Origin of the sequence: Chryseobacterium phocaeense (genome assembly GCF_900169075.1) — a bacterium.
In the GTDB taxonomy this organism is placed as follows: domain Bacteria; phylum Bacteroidota; class Bacteroidia; order Flavobacteriales; family Weeksellaceae; genus Chryseobacterium; species Chryseobacterium phocaeense.
Window position 1 is genome coordinate 18,109 of record NZ_LT827014.1, and the last position, 17,298, is coordinate 35,406.

A 17,298-nucleotide genomic window follows, 5' to 3' on the forward strand; every position below is an offset into this window, starting at 1 on the left:
TCGTCTCATAAATCCAATAAGATGGTTCACAAGAAACTATCTGTCAAAGTCTTACTGATGACTGAAACAATTGCACTGATCATTTGTGTTATATAATTCTTCTTATCAGTTTCTTTTGCCCGGCAAAAAACAACAGATAAAAAATCTTTTTTTTCAACGGCAAAGATAAAAGATAATTCTTACCAAAACGACTATAGCCCAATATATCTTGAATTTTTATTTTTCTTTCTTTTATAAAAACAGCCAATTCATCTGCCATGGCATTAAAAATTTTTTCATCTTTTACAAAGGCAACGTAAGCCAGAAAAGAATATACTCCTTCGAAGATCTGAAAATTTTTCAGCTCATTTTTTTTATGGGCATAACCAGATTTTCCGAATGCTCCTTCTACATCTTTCACTGCTTTCAGGATATCCAGCCCTTTTTCCGTATGGGTTTTTGTAATGGAATCCGTCCTTTCCAGATACTGATAATGAAAATTCTGGGTCTGGGCTACTACCTTACATTCCAGAAGCAGCTGCGGAATCAATTGAATATCTTCAAAGTGAACTCCTTTTTTAAATTTCTTCTGATCAAAAAGCTCTTTTTTAAACAATTTATTGCAGGCAAAATAACTGAGATCTGAAAAAACAGAGAAATGATCTTCCAGCTCTATCTTTTCAGGCATATTAGGAATCTGTGTCAGTTTTTGTGTCACTTTCCCGTTCTGATCTACTTTCTGTATATTACAGATCACCATTTTAGCCTGATGTTTTTCTGCCAACTGAAGCATTTCCTCAAACATCGTTAATGCAACATAATCATCACTGTCTACAAAACCTATATATTCTCCCGAAGCCCTATCCAGTCCATAGTTACGGGCATCACTCAGCCCGCCGTTTTCTTTGGTGAAGGCTTTGATTTTACCGGGAAACTGCGCTGCATATTTTTCAATGATTAGTGCTGAGCCATCTTTGCTGCCATCATCAACAACCAGGATTTCAATATCCTGAAGGCTTTGGTTCACGAGAGAATCCAGGCATTTGGCCAGATAATTTTCTACGTTATATACGGGAACTATAATTGAAACCATTATTTTACGCCTTCTAAATTAACAATACTTTGGGTTAAAAAATCGCTGAACTTCTGATACCCCAGCTTATTGAGGTGAAGCGGGTCTGCGTATAAATTCCGGTCTTTGTCAAAATCACGGCTTACTCCATCAAAATTTAAAACAATTACTTTCTGAGCCAGTCCGTTATTTTTCAGATTTTCCTCTAAAGCTTTTCTGTAATCGGAAATTTTAAATGCTGTACCGCCGTTCAAAACCAGTTCTGCACCTTTATTACTGAGCGCACTGATCATATTTTTGCTTTTGAAATTTTCTTCAAGGCCGAATTCCGGCAGGGAAACCACAACAGGTTTGATGTTATAATTCAGCAGTGTTTTAACAATCATCAGCATATGATGACTGTAAAATTGAGGTCCGAGGTGCATCGCAGCATCATTTACTCCTGCAATTACAATACAGTAATCCGGTTTTTTCTCAATCACCTTTTTGGAGGAAAATTCCTGATCCTGATCTTTAAAAAGGTTTTCATAAATCATTCTCGTCTTCGCTCCCGGATTTCCCGAGGAGTAAATTTGCGCCTTAATCCCTTTATCCGAAAGTTTCTCCTGCAAAAGAGAATCCAGATTCTGCCGCACTACCCAGCTGTCGCCGATAATACCAATTTGCAGTCCTTTTTCCGGTGTTGTAGCAGAAGAAAAATATTTTTCCTCACCGGCATATGAATATTTATTCCAGAAATAGATCAGAGTGAACAGTACTGCCAGCAGAATACTACTTAAAATTATCTTTTTTTTCATCTTTGTGTATACTTAAAAGGTCAGCCTGGGATTAAGCGTTCCTCTTTTTGCTTCTTCAAAATCTTTTCTAGAACATGGAATACAGTTTTCTATATTGTCATCTTCCCCGAAATACCACAGATTGCTGAATGTATCCCGCTTAAAAGCATACTGCTCATCATCAATCAGAACATAAAACAATTCGTAATGCCTCTCTTTCGGATGCGATCTTTGGATATTGATCCCCTCGATCAGATACCAGATCATCTGGGCCAGCAACTGGTGATTTAACTGGTTTTCCGAGTAAATATTATAATTAAAAATCCCTACAGATTTTAAATTTTCACTCAATCCAATCTCTTTCATATAGGCACAGATTTCCCTCCGGTTCAGGCCATTCACCTGAGGATTCATAGAAAATGGCTCACTGAAACTCTCTACCGCATCACAGTTTAGGGTAACTAAGTCTGCTTTTCTGAAAAAAGGTTCTGTTTTTTCTGTGGAATTCATCATTTCCGCCAGACGGAGAATATCAAACTGTACATCTTTGATAAGCCTCACCGAATCTGTTTCGTTCAGATGTTTCTGGTAGCCGAGATGATGATAATTTTTGATCGAGAAATTCTTGGCGCCCAGTATTTTCCCCAAAAAGGTCAGTTCATTAATCTGCTCGCCCTGCTGCAGAGAGATAATATTGCTGATCTGGGTATAGTTGATGTTTTTTTTATGGAAATTCAGTGTTGAAAACAGCGAAAACGCAAAATCATTGGAGCCGCCGATAATCACTGGCAACGCTCTTTTATAATGGCATGCAGACAAAACCTCCTGAAGAATATAATGGGAATCCTGGACAGATTTGCCGGAAACCAGATCTCCAAGATCTACAATAGGAACATCAAAATCCAGCTGCGACAGTTTATAGAATTCTTTTCTTACGGATGTAAAATCCTGTACTTCCGCATCACCTCCGGCTCCCCTGTAATCTGAAACAAACAGAAGAACAATACTGTCTTCTTTGATATCTTTAGTGATCCGGCTGCCGATCTGCCAGCTTTCTGCTTTGAAATTTCTTGGTGAAATGATAAAATCTTCAAAATCCATACTTATCTGAAAACTTGAGAATATATTAGTGTATTAAATTACTTTTCCGGACAAACATACAAAAAAACCACAGCAAGTATACAGGCTGTGGCGTAATTATTCATAAAAAAAGCCGTCAATAAATTATTAACGGCTTCGTATGTTTATTCATATTTACTTCTTTTTCGCGGCTGTCTTTTTCACAGCAGTTGTTTTTTTTGCTGCTGTTTTCTTGGCGGCCGGCTTCTTTTTCTCTGCAAAGGCATTTTTATCCTGATCTGTGATCCATTTTTTAACCTCATCCAGGGAAACGTCCTTCAACTCTTCCGCATCATATTTGGTATCGTCTTTTTTCTTCGGGATTTTGAACATGGCTTTCCCGAATTTTACGAAAGGTCCCCATCTACCATTTTCAATTGATATTTTTTCTTTTTCCCACTGCTGGATGTAGCGGTTGGCTTCTTTTTCCAGCTTCGCATCAATCAGTTCATTGATATCGCTTTGAGAAAGGTTATCGAAATTATACCTTTTAGGAACATTCACGAATATATCTTTGTATTTGATAAAAGGTCCGAATCTGCCTGTTCCTTTCGTTACCGGGTCTCCTTTGTAGGTAGCAATCGGGGCATCTGCCTTCTTCTTTTCATTGATGATTTCTTCTGCACGAGCCTGGCTAACGGAAAGAGGATCTTCCCCTTTCGGAATGCTGATGAATGTATCGCCCCATTTCACATACGGACCGAATCTTCCCACTCCTACGGAAACAGCCTGCCCTTCAAATTCGTTCAGCTCAAACGGCAGCTTGAAAAGTTCCAGCGCCTCAGCCAGAGAGATCGTGGCAATATTTTGTCCGGTCATGAGCGAAGCGAAAATCGGTTTTTCCTCATCTTCTGTTTCACCTATCTGAATCATTGCCCCGAATCTTCCGATTCTTGCATGGACGTTTTTACCGGTTTTAGGATCTACCCCGAGAAGCCTGTCTCCTGTGGCACGGTCTGCATTTTCTTCTACATCTTCAATTCTTGGGTGGAACTTCGAGTAGAAATTGGTCATCATTTCTTTCCACTTCTGGTCTCCGTTCGCAATTTCGTCAAAACTTTCTTCTACTCTTGCCGTAAATCCGTAATCCAGGATTTCTTTGAAGTTATCGGTAAGGAAATCATTAACAACTTCACCGATATCTGTAGGTACAAATTTATTTTTATCGCCCCCGAATTTTTCTTCAAGAACTTCTTTTTTGATCTTATCTTTTACCAGAGACATCCTCATCACTTCACGGGTTTGAGGATCAATCTCTCTTTTATCCACATATTCCCTGTTCTGGATGGTCTGTATGGTAGGTGCGTAGGTAGACGGACGTCCAATTCCCAGTTCTTCCAGTTTTTTCACCAATCCGGCTTCCGTATATCTTGCACTTGGTCTGGTGAATTTCTCTGAAGCGGTGATTTTTTTGTAACTTAAAATTTCCCCTACACTTACTTTAGGAAGCAGTTTTTCGTTGTTTTCCTCATCATCTTCTTCCGTTTTTACAATTCCGTAGGCTTTTAAGAAACCATCGAAAATAATTACTTCACCCTGCGCTTCAAAATGCTGGGGCAATGAGGCATTTCCAATTTCAATTACCGTCTTCTCAATTTTAGCATTTGCCATCTGGGAAGCCAGTGTTCTTCTGTATATTAATTGATATAGCCTGTTTAATTGGGCATCACCAATACTTTTCACGGCAAAATCGGTAGGACGGATAGCTTCGTGAGCCTCCTGTGCCGATGCAGATTTCGTGGTATAGTTTCTTGGTGAAGAATATTCAGCTCCGTATTCTGAAGTGATCTGCTTTTTTGCGCCTTCTATAGCTTCCTGCGAAAGGTTCACAGAGTCCGTTCTCATATAGGTAATATAACCTTCTTCATACAGTCTTTGGGCAAGACGCATGGTATTCGTTACATTATATCCTAATCTTGAAGAGGCTTCCTGCTGCAATGTGGATGTGGTAAACGGAGCGGAAGCGGAACGGGTCCCGGGCTTGGTCTCTACATTCAGAACTTTAAATTCCGTAGTTTTTGCTTTTTCAAGGAATTTTTCAGCGTCTTCTTCTTTTTCAAAATCCTTTTTAAGCTTGGCAGCGATTTCCTGTTCAGTTTTATTCAGGAAAATTCCATCCAGTTTGAAGCTTGCTTTAGGAGCAAATTCACGGATTTCCTTTTCTCTTTCCACAATTAATCTTACCGCTACGGATTGTACCCTTCCTGCCGAAAGACCTGGTTTTACTTTTTTCCAGAGAACCGGAGACATTTCAAAACCTACAATCCTGTCCAGAACTCTTCTCGCCTGCTGGGCGTTCACAAGGTTCTGATCAATATCTCTTGGATTTTCAATGGCTTTCAGAATGGCATTTTTAGTAATCTCGTGGAAAACAATCCTCTTCCTGTTTTCCGGTTTCAGTTTCAGCTCATCAGCCAGGTGCCATGCAATAGCTTCTCCTTCGCGGTCCTCATCGGACGCCAGCCATACCATTTCAGCTTTCTTTACGGCAGCTTTGAGTTCTGTAACCAATTTCTTTTTATCTGCCGAAACTTCGTAATCAGGACTGAACGTGGCAAGGTCTATTCCCATTCCTTTTTTCGGAAGGTCACGGATGTGTCCGAAGCTTGATTTTACTTCAAAATCCTTTCCTAAATATTTCTGAATAGTTTTTGCTTTTGCCGGTGACTCTACAATTACTAAATTTTTCGACATTCTAAAAATTTTTTGCAAAAGTAAAGCTTTTTTATTATATACATTTTGTTAAAGCAGTTTAATTTAATAATTAGATGCGTTTAACAGGCGTTTCCATGGGCTTTTGTAAAGATATCAAGCCCCTTACAGGCTATCGTTTAGCGGAAAAATGAACCCTGGTAAAACAGATGATATAGAATTTTTCATCAGTGCTGATAGATGTAAAATATATTTAAGCCGTAAAAAAGCAGAACAGGAAACCCTATTCTGCTCTCTTGCTGAATTTTAAAACTTTACTGTTTGATCAATTTTACCAGCTTTTCGGCATTATTGATCCTGATCAGATATACTCCGGAAGTAAGCGCAGACAGATCTGCTGTCTTATTTTCAAATTTTCCTGACTTCACCAGCTGACCTGACATATTATAGATCTGGTAATAATATCCATTCTCTTCTGAAGCTTTGATATAGAGGATATCTCTTACAGGATTAGGATATAAGGAAATCTTGTTCTCATCCACTTTTTCTTTAATTTCACCACTGGTTAGCACTGCGGCTTCCCTACCCGAAGCCAGAGCAGTTACCTGCAGCCCGGGAATAGGCCCGGCTTCATTACCCTGCGCGTCATATTTCATTTTTACGCACCGGCAGCTGGTTCCCATATACGGATCATTATTATCATTAAATGCCGTGAATCTATTGGCTGAAGAAGCTGCGTCAAACAGTACATTTACGGATCTTCCCAGATAATTGGCTGCCAGAGCACCCGTCCAGGCACCCGGAAACTGGAAGTTTACCGTATTAAAAGTTCCCGACGAAGACTGATTAACAATAACATTTCTGAATCCGCGTGATCCTGAGTTCGGGAAATTACCAACCCTATATGCAGGATTAACAAACATATACCCTATGGTAGAAGTTGTTGAAGGATTTCTCACCCTTGTCCCTAAATAATCTGTCATCACATTATAAAAAGTAGCCACATTTTTATCTTTTTTATACCATGGCGACATTCCAAAGTCTTTGTAGGAAACCAGTGCCACATCGGAAAGATCAGGAATTCTCCATCCTGCAGGACATGGATCAAAAGGAGATTTTTTACCCCCACGTCCCCATCTGTCAGCGGCAAGGTTCGGTTCATTAGCCAGCCAGTCTGTTCCATTCGTATAATTAGGCATAGAGCTGTTATAAGGAGCAAAACTACTTGGAATCATATACACCAGAGGGTTTTTAACAGAGTACGAGAGTACTTTTTCTATTTTCTCCGCAGGTTTATCCGTACTCTGCACCATTGCACCTGCCGCATACGTATTGTAGGGAACTATATAACTTCCTGCCAAATTATTGTATGTTGCTGCCGTAAGCGTAGTGTAGGAAACTGTACCTTCATTCGAAACTCTTCCCAGAAATACGCTGAAAGAGCCCCTGTTATCCGCATTCTGGAATGTTGGAATCGGGTCTTTTCTGCCCCACTGGTAATGCATTCCGGTAGAAGCCCGTATCTTAGCAAGCTCTGCAGAAGTAGGGGTAAGCCCGTTTACAACCATCGGGAAGGCATCGGTTGCTCCCAGGTTCCTGTCCATGAACTCCGTCTGAAGGACTACATCTGCCTTAGGTACATAATTGATATAATTGGTGGCTTCGGCTGCCGGAAGTTCTGTGATATAATTAAAAGAGTTTATTACAGAATCCGTGATCCATACATGCCAGCTCCAATAGACAGGCGCGGTAATACTTCCGTTATGGAGTGTTATTACTGCATTTCCGCTTTGGTTAGGATTAATATCCAACGAAATCATGGAGGAGCCAAGATCCTGCAGTGAGGAAGGTGAAGGTTTAATGATCGATACTTTACCGATAAGTCCAGTATTGGTGGTCCATAGTACGTTGGCTTTTAAATTATCAAAACTTGTGGGATTTAATATTTCCTGATTATTCAGGATCTGGCTTTGTACAGCAAAAGCTTTGCTTACAGGAATATCAATCTTAAATGCCTGAGGGCTTTTTACGTCCTGATAGGTATTGGGATTATCAATTCCATCTCTGAACTCTTCCGGGGGAGCCATGTATTCAGAAGGAAAATCATATTTGTTTACAAGATAAAGAGGATCTTTAATACATCGGCATCCATTGGCTTCAGAAGTATACATTCCGGACATCGGCATATAAAAATATCTGCCGACAATATTGGGATAGCTTGGATCCGGAATATCCGGCTGCTCTTTATCGGGAATCATAAAAAGCCCTCTGGTAATTACTGCCGGTGAAGCATCAAAATGCCTTCCCATGGTTGCTGTCCAGAGCGCTACATGATGCTGATCTGTATACTGCCCCAGGTGGGCACTCCTGATCAGCTGTCCGGTTCCGGGAAAAATTCCCATATTATTTCCTCCTGCGTTAGACAGATCAAATCCAAGGTTAGGATAAACCTTAAAGCCTGTCATAAAAGCGGGAGCTCCGGCGTCAGTGGGTTTTATAATGTGATATTTACTTGTTTCGAAAACGTTTTTACCCATATTGGTCCTGACTCCGAAAGGGGAAAAATCTACTCTGATATCATCTGCATAGGTCTGCGATCCTAAATTAGCGACAAGCATCGAAGGAATCCTCCATCCATTGGGACATGGATCATAGGAAGACTTATCCCTGTAAGGCTGTGCACTATCGTCATTATTGTACCCCATACCGATGATTCCCTGAGAATTATCCGACCAGAGATTCAGCTCTGAAAGTCTGTTATCCGGAAGTCCTGCAAGGCGTCCAAACCAATTGACCGGAAGGTTCGGGTTGTTGTTGTAATATGCCTGGCCGCTGTTATCATCCTTATTAACATAGATCAGACTCAGTGGGTTCTTTACAGCCAGCCTGATATTATTGATCACATCTGCGCTCGCAAGCGGAAGATATTTCGTAAGGTTATCAATATTGGAGGCGCCTGTAAAATTCTTGGCTCCTCTGTGTCTTATCCTTCCAATGGAACCTGAGACTTCATAGAAATCATTTCCCCGGGTTACCAGAGGTGGTATAGGGTCTTTTCTTCCCCATTGATAAAGCAGTCCGCCACTTCTGTTCCAGTCTGACGAAGTAATAGAGCTGCTCAAGGCTCCCAGATTACGATCCATCCACTGCCAGTCGGCATCAGGAACAGGCTCAACGGTTCCGTCTGTTTTCATTCTTGAAATGTTATCAAAACTTTTATAAACCGATCCGTTGGTAGGATCATCCGTCACCCAGATATGCCAGCTCCAGTAAATATCACCATTCACTCTGAACGCAATAACGGCATTTCCTTTTTTCGTTTTATTGACGGGAACTTTTATTTTGGCATTCTGATCAGAATCCAGGATTTCAAGCGAATACTTTGAGCCGGACTTAATCAGGCCGTGAACATCTTCCCACAAGACGTCCGCCGTTATTTTTCCTGAAGGGATTCCGGTTCCTTTGATGTACTTATCATCCGTCCACATGGCATAGGCTTTTCTTACCGGAATCAGCAGGCCTTCACTGTCCTGACCGGGATCAAAAATATAGCTGTTGGGGGCTTTCGTCCAATCAAGAGGCGGAACTCTTTTTACAGGCGTGAGTACAGTATCCTGTTTGGTCTTGAGGGTCTCCGTAAATTTATACGAAGGCAGAATTTCGTTTAATTCTCTACTATTCATGGAATAGGCACAAATCGACACTAAGCAAAAAATTGCCGCAAAGTTTTTAACTGAATTTTTCATATCCTTGAACTTGTGTGCCATTCAAGCAATACAACATTTAAGCCTTTACATAAAAATAAATCATAAATAATACAAATAAAATTATAATATTTCAATTGCATTGTAAATAATCTAATGGTAAAAGATTATACATGTGAAAACGGCACAATTCGCTTCAGGTGCAAATGTAAATTTTTTCAGTATATTATTTATTGATCTCAGTCAAATTAAATGAAATCTTAATATTCTTGTCACATAACTAAAATCAACAAAAAAAAGACCACCAGAAGCCGTCTTTTATAGTATTAAATCAATGTCAAATTATGGAAGGACATGGTTATTATAGAGTTCAATGGTAAACCTGCCGACTTTGATATTATTAAAGTAGGAGAATACTACAAAATTGAAAATAACCAATGCGATGATAAAGGAGTAAATCATTTTTTTCATGCCACTTGACACCACATACATGGTATTGGGGATAATTACATAAGAGAAACCAACAAATGCCCCTACCAATCTGGATGAGAATACGGGGTTATTCCTGAATATAAAATAAAAACAGATCCCGACAACTGCATAGTTCCTATGGTATTCGTAGTAGGGATAAAGCTCTTTCATCTTGGTATCGAAGAAGAAAAGGAAGAAGGTAAGAATCATCATCATGGCCTCAGGAATCCCGAATCCGCCATTCAGTCTTTGGATGGATTCATCCATATACCCGTTTAAACCGTCCACAAGAATGTTATCTGACGCCATACTACTCATGAAATCTCCAAAAACACGGTATACTTCAAACGGAGAAAGGAATATTGAAATAATGATCATGATAAGCATGATGGTTTTATTCAGCGGAACCCTCGCAAACCAGTACATGGGAAGAAACAGATAACTCACAGTATGGACCCCTGATGCTATAAATATAAAGAACAGGTAATGCCACAGCTTCCGCTGCTTGATATACCGTATCGCAAAATAAACAATAAATGTGGCAAGGTTCTGCCTGATCTGCCCGCTTTCCCCAACAAAGAAATAAGGGATAAACATAAACAGGGTAAAGGTAAAAGGATAAAATGTATTGTCTTCCGTATATTCTATCTTAAAGAAAATAGCAAAGATAGCAATGACTAATGTAAGCGCGAAAAAAGGAGCATCAAAAACGTTGAGAAGTATCTTGTTAATCAGGGTATAGAGCCATTCCACATCCAGCTGATCGGGGCCTTCCATATGGAGCATCTTCATGAATATACTGTAATAGCTTTTCGTATCAGAATAGATGTACAGCCCTTTGTAACTTCCGTAATCCGGTCCCACATTATTACGGAAACCTACCAGCAAGATAAGGTAGATGCCAAGAAACCAAAACCACTTTTTTTCTACTTTCTTCCCGAAAACTTCCTGTACACTAAAAAAAAGCATATAGGCAATGGCAACGATAAAATACGGATGTAGTATGCTCATGCTAATTCATCATTTTATTTAACGGTTGCTGTATATTCAGGGAAAATCCAAACCTTGGGATAAACAGGCCGGACAGCAGAAAATGGAGTACTATTGTCAATAGAAATCCGTTAATTTTTTCATCATTTTTTTTCAACATAGCTAAAACAGATTCTGATTTCTTAAATCAATATAGGTTTAAAATCTATTTTCTGAAGGGAACTTTTGCAAAAGTAGAATATTTTTTTATTCTGCCTAGAATATTTTGTTGATTTTCAGACAAACTTATAGCCTAAATGTTTTGAACTAATACTGAAAAAATTAAATTTGCAGACTTGATCTTAACATATAATGCATCGTTTTTTTATCTTCTTATATTATTTTATTTCTAAAAACAGAATACTTTCTGCCCTGATTGCTTTGGGAATTGCTGTATTATGTGTTTTTTTTGCGTCCAAAATTAACTTTGAGGAAGATATCAACCAGATCATTCCTAAAAACGAGAAATCCGATCTTACGGCAAAGGTGCTGAAACAGCTTAATTTTTCGGACAAGATCATTGTCATTATCGAGAATACATCAAGCGAAGACAGCTTCCAGCTTTCCGAAACGGCAGACACTTTTCTGCAGAGAACAGAACCTTTAAAGAAATACATAGGTTCGGTTCAGGGGAAAGTAAATGACAGCGAAATCTCTGAAACCTTCGACTTTGTCAATCAGAATCTCCCTCTTTTCCTGGATGAAAATGATTATAAGGAGATTGAACGCAAGCTACAGAAAGACAGCATTTCAAAACAGGTAGAGGATAATTATGTCTCCCTGGTTTCTCCCACAAGTCTGGTTACCAAAGATTTTATCAAAAAAGATCCTCTGGGGATTACCTACCTGGGAATTAAAAAATTAAATGCTTTAAACATCAGTAAGGATTTCAAACTGGAGGATAATTATATCGTGACCAAAGACGGCAAAAACCTCCTGCTTTTCATTGATCCTAAAAACAAGAGCAACGACACCAAAAACAACGAAGCCTTCATCAATCAGCTTAACCTGATAAAAGATGACATTAATAAACAATTTAGAGGAAAAACAGAGCTCAGTTATTTCGGCTCTCCCGTCATTGCCGTCGCGAATGCGCAACAGATCAAAAAAGACATCCAGAATACGGTGATGATCTCTATGACCGTGCTGCTGATCCTTCTGATCTACTATTTCAGAAATTTCTTCACCCCGATTATCGTATTTCTTCCTACTGTTTTTTCAGTATTGCTGGCGTTGCTGGTTCTTTATTTTATCAAGGATAAGATCTCGGCAATTTCATTAAGTGTTGGCGCTATCCTGATTGGAATTACGATAGATTATGCCCTCCATATTCTGACGCATTACAAGCACAATAACAATATTGAAGAGCTGTACAAAGAGATTACACAGCCTATTGTTCTGAGCAGTGCCACCACGGCGGTCTCTTTTTTATGTCTCGTTTTTGTACGCTCGGAAGCCTTGAAAGATCTGGGCCTTTTTGCAGCTATTACGGTTATTTTATCGTCTGTTACGGCATTAATCATCGTTCCTCAGCTGTACAAGCCGAGGCAGACAGAAGAGAAACACAGTACCAACTTTATCGACAAAATCGGTTCCTATCCATACGAGAAAAATAAACCTTTGATTATAGGCTGCTCTGTTATTATCATTGCCTGTCTTTTCGGTTTCAGGCATGTGGGTTTTAATGAAGATATCGGGGATCTGAATTATATCCCGAAAGAATTAAAAATAAGTGAAGCCAAGCTGCAGAAGCTTTCTGATCTCACTTCAAAATCCATTTACACCATTTCTTACGGAGATTCCGAAGAAGAAGCACTCGCCCGAAACTCCCGTCTAAGCAGCTTTCTTGCACAGGAGAAACAGGAAGGAAAGATATTAAGCTACAGTTCACTCGGAAATGTGGTGCTTTCTGAAAAAGATCAGAAAAAAAGGATTGAAACCTGGAATACATTCTGGGATGCCGGTAAAAAAACCCGTACTGTATCTGAGCTGTTGAGTAGCGGAAACCGGTTTGGTTTTAACAGTGGAGCTTTTGATAATTTCAATGAGGTTTTAAACAAAAAGTATACAGCATTAAGCCTTAACGATTACCAGCAGGTGAAAGCCTTACAGATTTCTGAATTCATGAGCCATGAAAATGGGTTTTACACGGTTTCCAATGTGGTAAAAGTAGATGAAAAGAAAAGGGATGCCTTTATTAAAGATATTGAAAAGAAACATGATGCCCTGGCCATTGACCGACAACAAATGAATGAGAACTTTCTGGGATTGCTGAAAAGGGATTTCAGCACGCTGATTAATTATTCCCTTCTGGCCATCGTCCTTACGATTATTGTTTTCTTCAGAAATTTTGAACTGACCGTTCTTACGATGTTCCCTATTGTACTGACCGGTGTTGTAACGGCAGGTATCCTTTATTTTCTTGGACTGGAGCTCAATATTTTCAGTACGGTTGTGTGTACACTGGTTTTTGGCGTGGGTGATGACTTCAGTATTTTCCTCACCAAAGCCATGCAGAAAGAGCACACCACAGGAAAAAATGAACTTCCTACCTATAGGACTTCTATTATTTTAGCCGTTTTCACCACGATATTATCCATCGGTTCATTGATATTTGCAAAGCATCCGGCCTTGCATTCATTAGCTCTGGTAGCGCTGATCGGGATGTTTTCCGTGATCATCATCACCTCAACGCTTTATCCGTTCTGGTTCAGGTTACTGATTACCAACCGGGCCAAAAAAGGACTTTCTCCTATTACGTTCAGGTTGCTATTAAGATGCATTATTTCTTTTTTCTATTACGGACTGGGCGGCTTGATATTTTCACTCATCGGAAGTATGTTTATCAGGAGATCAAAGGGTAAAACCCTGGACTTTATTAAATGGATTTTAGCCAGATTTTTAACGTCTGTGCTGCATATAACCCCCTTTGTCAAAAAGAGAGTGATCAGAAATCCGGCAGAAGATTTCAGCAGACCGGCTGTAATTATCGCCAATCATACATCTTTTCTGGATACATTGGCCATTGCTATGGCTACCCATAAAATTATATATCTGGTGAATGACTGGGTATATGATTCCCCGGTTTTCGGTAAGCTGGTGAGAGCTCTTGGATTTTATCCGGTTTCTCAGGGTATAGAGAACGGTATGGACAAGCTGAAAGAAAAAATTGGTCAGGGATACTCTCTGGTTGTTTTCCCGGAAGCGGAACGTTCTTACACGAATGATGTAAAAAGGTTCCATAAAGGGGCCTTCTACCTTGCAGAAGAGTTCGGCCTGGACATCCTTCCCATTTACATCCACGGGAATTCCGAAGTATTGCCAAAAGGGGATTTTATCATCTACAACGGAAGCATTACGGTGAAGGTAGGAGAAAGGATCAGTAAAGATGATTTGAGTTTCGGAAAAACCTATTCCGAGAGAACCAAAAAAATCAATGCTTATTTCAGGGAGAAGTTTGCAGCGCTGAGGAGTGAGATTGAGGATGAAAATTATTTCAGGAAAAAACTGTTTTTAAGTTATTTATATAAAGATAATGAGGTGGTAAGTGAAGTGAAGGAAGATTTCAGTGCAAACAAATCCGTTTATTTTGAACTGAATAAACATATTCCGAAGGATGCAACGATTCTTCATTTCGCAGATGATTTCGGTCAAAAAGATGTCCTGCTGACTCTTTACCAGGCAGAAAGAAGGATTTTCTCACTTATTGCCGATGAGGAAAGAAGACAAACCGCCATGCAGAACTATCTGGTAAAAAGAAGGAAGCTTCATTACATTAAGAATGCTTCGGAGATCCATAAAAACATTGATATCCTTCTGGTTTCAGATCCGGATTTTGATGCAGGAACCATTGAGCTGCTTCCAGAGACGATTATATTCCTGAATACAATTCATACCGCCTTTGACAACTCAGATTATTATGAAGAGTTTAATTCAAAAGGAATAAAAATATTCAAAAAACATTAAATAAATATGAAAAGCATATTTTTGTAACCGCTAAAGAATATTAATGAAAAAAAATATACTCATCATCTACTATTCTCAGACCGGCCAGCTGGAAGATATTGTAAAGAATATGGCCAAACCCTTTGAAGCCAAAAAGGAGGAATACGAGGTGACCTACTATAATATTCAGCTCAAAGAAGATTTCCCTTTCCCATGGCCCGGGGATGTTTTCTTCAATACATTTCCTGAGTCTTATCTCCAGGTTCCGAAAGAGATCTTTCCTCCTTCTGAAGAAATTCTCGGTAAAAAATATGACCTCATCTTATTTGGATATCAGGTCTGGTATCTTACACCATCCATCCCTATCATTTCTTTTTTAAAGAGTGGCTTTGCAGAAAAACTGCTGAAGGATACGGATGTGGTCACCATTTCAGGAACCAGGAATATGTGGATGCTTTCTCAGGAAAAGCTGAAAGTATATTTAAAGGATCTTGGTGCAAAACTGATCGGAAATATCGCTTTGGTAGACCGTCATGACAATTATACCAGTGTACTGACCATCTTACGCTGGCTGACTACAGGACAGAAAGAAAAGTCCGGAATGCTTCCCGCTGCAGGAGTTTCCGATGAAGAAATTTCAGGTTCTGTAAAATATGGCAACATTATTGAAAGGCATTTCAGTACCGGAAATGTATCGGGGCTGCAACCGGAGCTGGTAGCCAACGGAGCTGTAGAGATCCGTGCTTTTCTGGTAAGGGTGGAAAAAGTGGGTAATAAAATATTCACCGTATGGTCTAATCTGATTATAAAGAAAAAAGAGAAACGTCCATTGCTGATAAAATTCTTTAAGGTATATTTGATGGCAGCGATATGGATTATCTCACCGGTCGTGTTGGTGTTACACCTGCTCACAACCCCTATATTTTGGTCTAAAAGACAAAAACAAAAACGATATTTACAAGGAATTAATTTAAAATAGAATGTACGACGTATTTATAACAAAAGCATCAACATACTTACCTAACAACCCGGTATCAAATGATGAAATGGAGACTTATCTTGGTCTGATCAATGACGCTCCTTCTAAAGCGAGATCATTGATTTTAAGAAATAACAAGATCACGACAAGATATTATGCCTTGGACAAAGAAGGAAATCCTACCCATACCAATGCACAGCTGACTGCAAAAGCTGTAGAAGGACTGTTTGATGAAAAATTCAAAAAGGAAGATATGAAGCTATTGTCTGTAGGAACTACTTCTCCGGATCAGATGCAGCCATCGCATGCTTCTATGGTTCACGGTGAACTGAATATCGGTAAATCTATTGAAATTAATACCGCTACAGGTCTTTGCAACTCCGGTATGAATGCCCTGAACTATGGATTCCTTGCTGTAAAAGCCGGTGTACATGAAAATGCCATCTGTGCAGGATCAGAGAGAATGTCTGCCTGGATGACGGCTGATAAATTCAATCATGAGGCTGAAAACCTGAAAGCACTGGAGGAAAGACCTATTATCGCCTTCAAAAGAGAATTCCTGAGATGGATGCTTTCTGACGGCGCAGGTGCTTTTCTTCTGCAAAATAAACCCAGAGAAGAGGGTATTTCTTTGAAAGTAGAGTTCATTGATTTTTATTCCTACGCCCACGAAATTGAAGCCTGTATGTATGCAGGATGTGATAAGCAGGAAGACGGAAGCCTTAAATCATGGGCAGATTACCCATCCGATGAATGGCTGAAACAATCTATTTTTGCGATAAAGCAGGACACGAAGATCCTGGATAAATATATTCTGGTAAAAGGAGCGGAAAGCTTACGATCTTCTTTTGACAAGCATAATCTGGATCCGGACAAGATCGACCATGTTCTGGCCCATATTTCTTCCGGCTATTTTAAAGACGGCCTTAAAGATGAATTCGCTAAAAAAGGAATGGATTTCCCTGCAGAAAAATGGTTCTACAATCTTTCCGAGATCGGAAACATCGGAGCCGGATCTATCTTTGTGGCTCTGGAAGAATTAATGAATTCCGGAACTCTGAAAAAAGGTGAAAAAGTACTTCTTTGTGTTCCTGAAAGCGGAAGATTCGCTTATTCATGTTCGCTGTTAACAGTCTGCTAATGGAAAACATACTGCCAACATCTGATCCGGATTTTGTGGAAAGCCTTATTCCTCAGCGTTTTCCCTTTGTCATGGTTCACCAGCTTACGGAATATTCTGAAAATCATCTGATATCAGGATTTGAAATAAAAGAAGACAATATTTTTATTCAGGACGGCGTATTTCAGGCTTCAGGGCTGATTGAGCATCAGGCACAGAGTGTTGCCCTGCACACTGGGTATAAATATTATCTTTTAGGAAAGGAAGCGCCTACAGGATACATTGGAGCTATCAAATCCTTCGAGACCGAAACTCTGCCTGAAACGGGAGATCATCTGGTTTCGGAAGTAACCATCCTGAATGAAGTAATGGGCGTAACGCTGGTAGACATCGTCACAAAGCTGAATGGCGGGATCATCGCAAAGTCTCAAATGAAAACTGCTGTAAAATAA

Annotated in this window: 10 protein-coding genes; 4 read left to right on the forward strand and 6 right to left on the reverse strand. The window is 39.6% G+C overall.

What is annotated here, in order from left to right; translation table 11 throughout:
• Nucleotides 1-88: 88 nt before the first annotated feature.
• The 6 genes from B7E04_RS01605 to B7E04_RS01630 form a co-directional block, all read right to left on the reverse strand.
• Complete coding sequence (locus tag B7E04_RS01605; protein WP_080776954.1) at nucleotides 89-1,072, reverse strand: glycosyltransferase family 2 protein; 984 nt, start codon at nucleotides 1,070-1,072, stop codon at nucleotides 89-91.
• The gene (locus B7E04_RS01610; protein ID WP_080776956.1) at nucleotides 1,072-1,848 is read right to left on the reverse strand and encodes an SGNH/GDSL hydrolase family protein; all 777 of its coding nucleotides are present in this window, start codon (nucleotides 1,846-1,848) and stop codon (nucleotides 1,072-1,074) included. Before B7E04_RS01610 ends, B7E04_RS01605 begins: the two co-directional genes overlap by 1 nt.
• Before the next feature lie 12 nt (nucleotides 1,849-1,860).
• Complete coding sequence (locus B7E04_RS01615) at nucleotides 1,861-2,928, reverse strand: formimidoylglutamase (RefSeq protein ID WP_080776958.1); 1,068 nt, start codon at nucleotides 2,926-2,928, stop codon at nucleotides 1,861-1,863.
• Nucleotides 2,929-3,081: 153 nt separating this feature from the next.
• Entirely contained in the window at nucleotides 3,082-5,640 is a 2,559-nt protein-coding gene (gene topA / locus B7E04_RS01620; RefSeq protein ID WP_080776960.1) for a type I DNA topoisomerase, read from the reverse strand.
• Nucleotides 5,641-5,912: 272 nt separating this feature from the next.
• Nucleotides 5,913-9,281, reverse strand: a complete 3,369-nt coding sequence (locus B7E04_RS01625) for a T9SS type A sorting domain-containing protein (RefSeq protein ID WP_165439399.1) — start codon at nucleotides 9,279-9,281, stop codon at nucleotides 5,913-5,915.
• A 363-nt stretch (nucleotides 9,282-9,644) separates the two neighbouring features.
• Nucleotides 9,645-10,784 (reverse strand): EpsG family protein, encoded by a 1,140-nt coding sequence (locus tag B7E04_RS01630; RefSeq protein WP_228439783.1) that lies wholly within the window; start codon nucleotides 10,782-10,784, stop codon nucleotides 9,645-9,647.
• Between the two features lie 330 nt (nucleotides 10,785-11,114).
• On the opposite strand from B7E04_RS01630, the gene B7E04_RS01635 reads away from it, so the two are divergent.
• The 4 genes from B7E04_RS01635 to B7E04_RS01650 are packed head-to-tail and all read left to right on the forward strand — an operon-like array spanning nucleotide 11,115 to nucleotide 17,298.
• Nucleotides 11,115-14,768: an MMPL family transporter gene (locus B7E04_RS01635; protein ID WP_080776965.1), complete on the forward strand. Its 3,654-nt coding sequence runs from the start codon at nucleotides 11,115-11,117 to the stop codon at nucleotides 14,766-14,768.
• 43 nt (nucleotides 14,769-14,811) lie between these two features.
• Nucleotides 14,812-15,726, forward strand: a complete 915-nt coding sequence (locus B7E04_RS01640) for a hypothetical protein (RefSeq protein WP_080776967.1) — start codon at nucleotides 14,812-14,814, stop codon at nucleotides 15,724-15,726.
• 1 nt (nucleotide 15,727) lies between these two features.
• Entirely contained in the window at nucleotides 15,728-16,867 is a 1,140-nt protein-coding gene (locus B7E04_RS01645) for a dialkylresorcinol biosynthesis protein DarB (RefSeq protein WP_080776969.1), read from the forward strand.
• Entirely contained in the window at nucleotides 16,867-17,298 is a 432-nt protein-coding gene (locus tag B7E04_RS01650) for a hotdog family protein (RefSeq protein WP_080776971.1), read from the forward strand. The genes B7E04_RS01645 and B7E04_RS01650 overlap by 1 nt, the downstream gene beginning before the upstream one ends.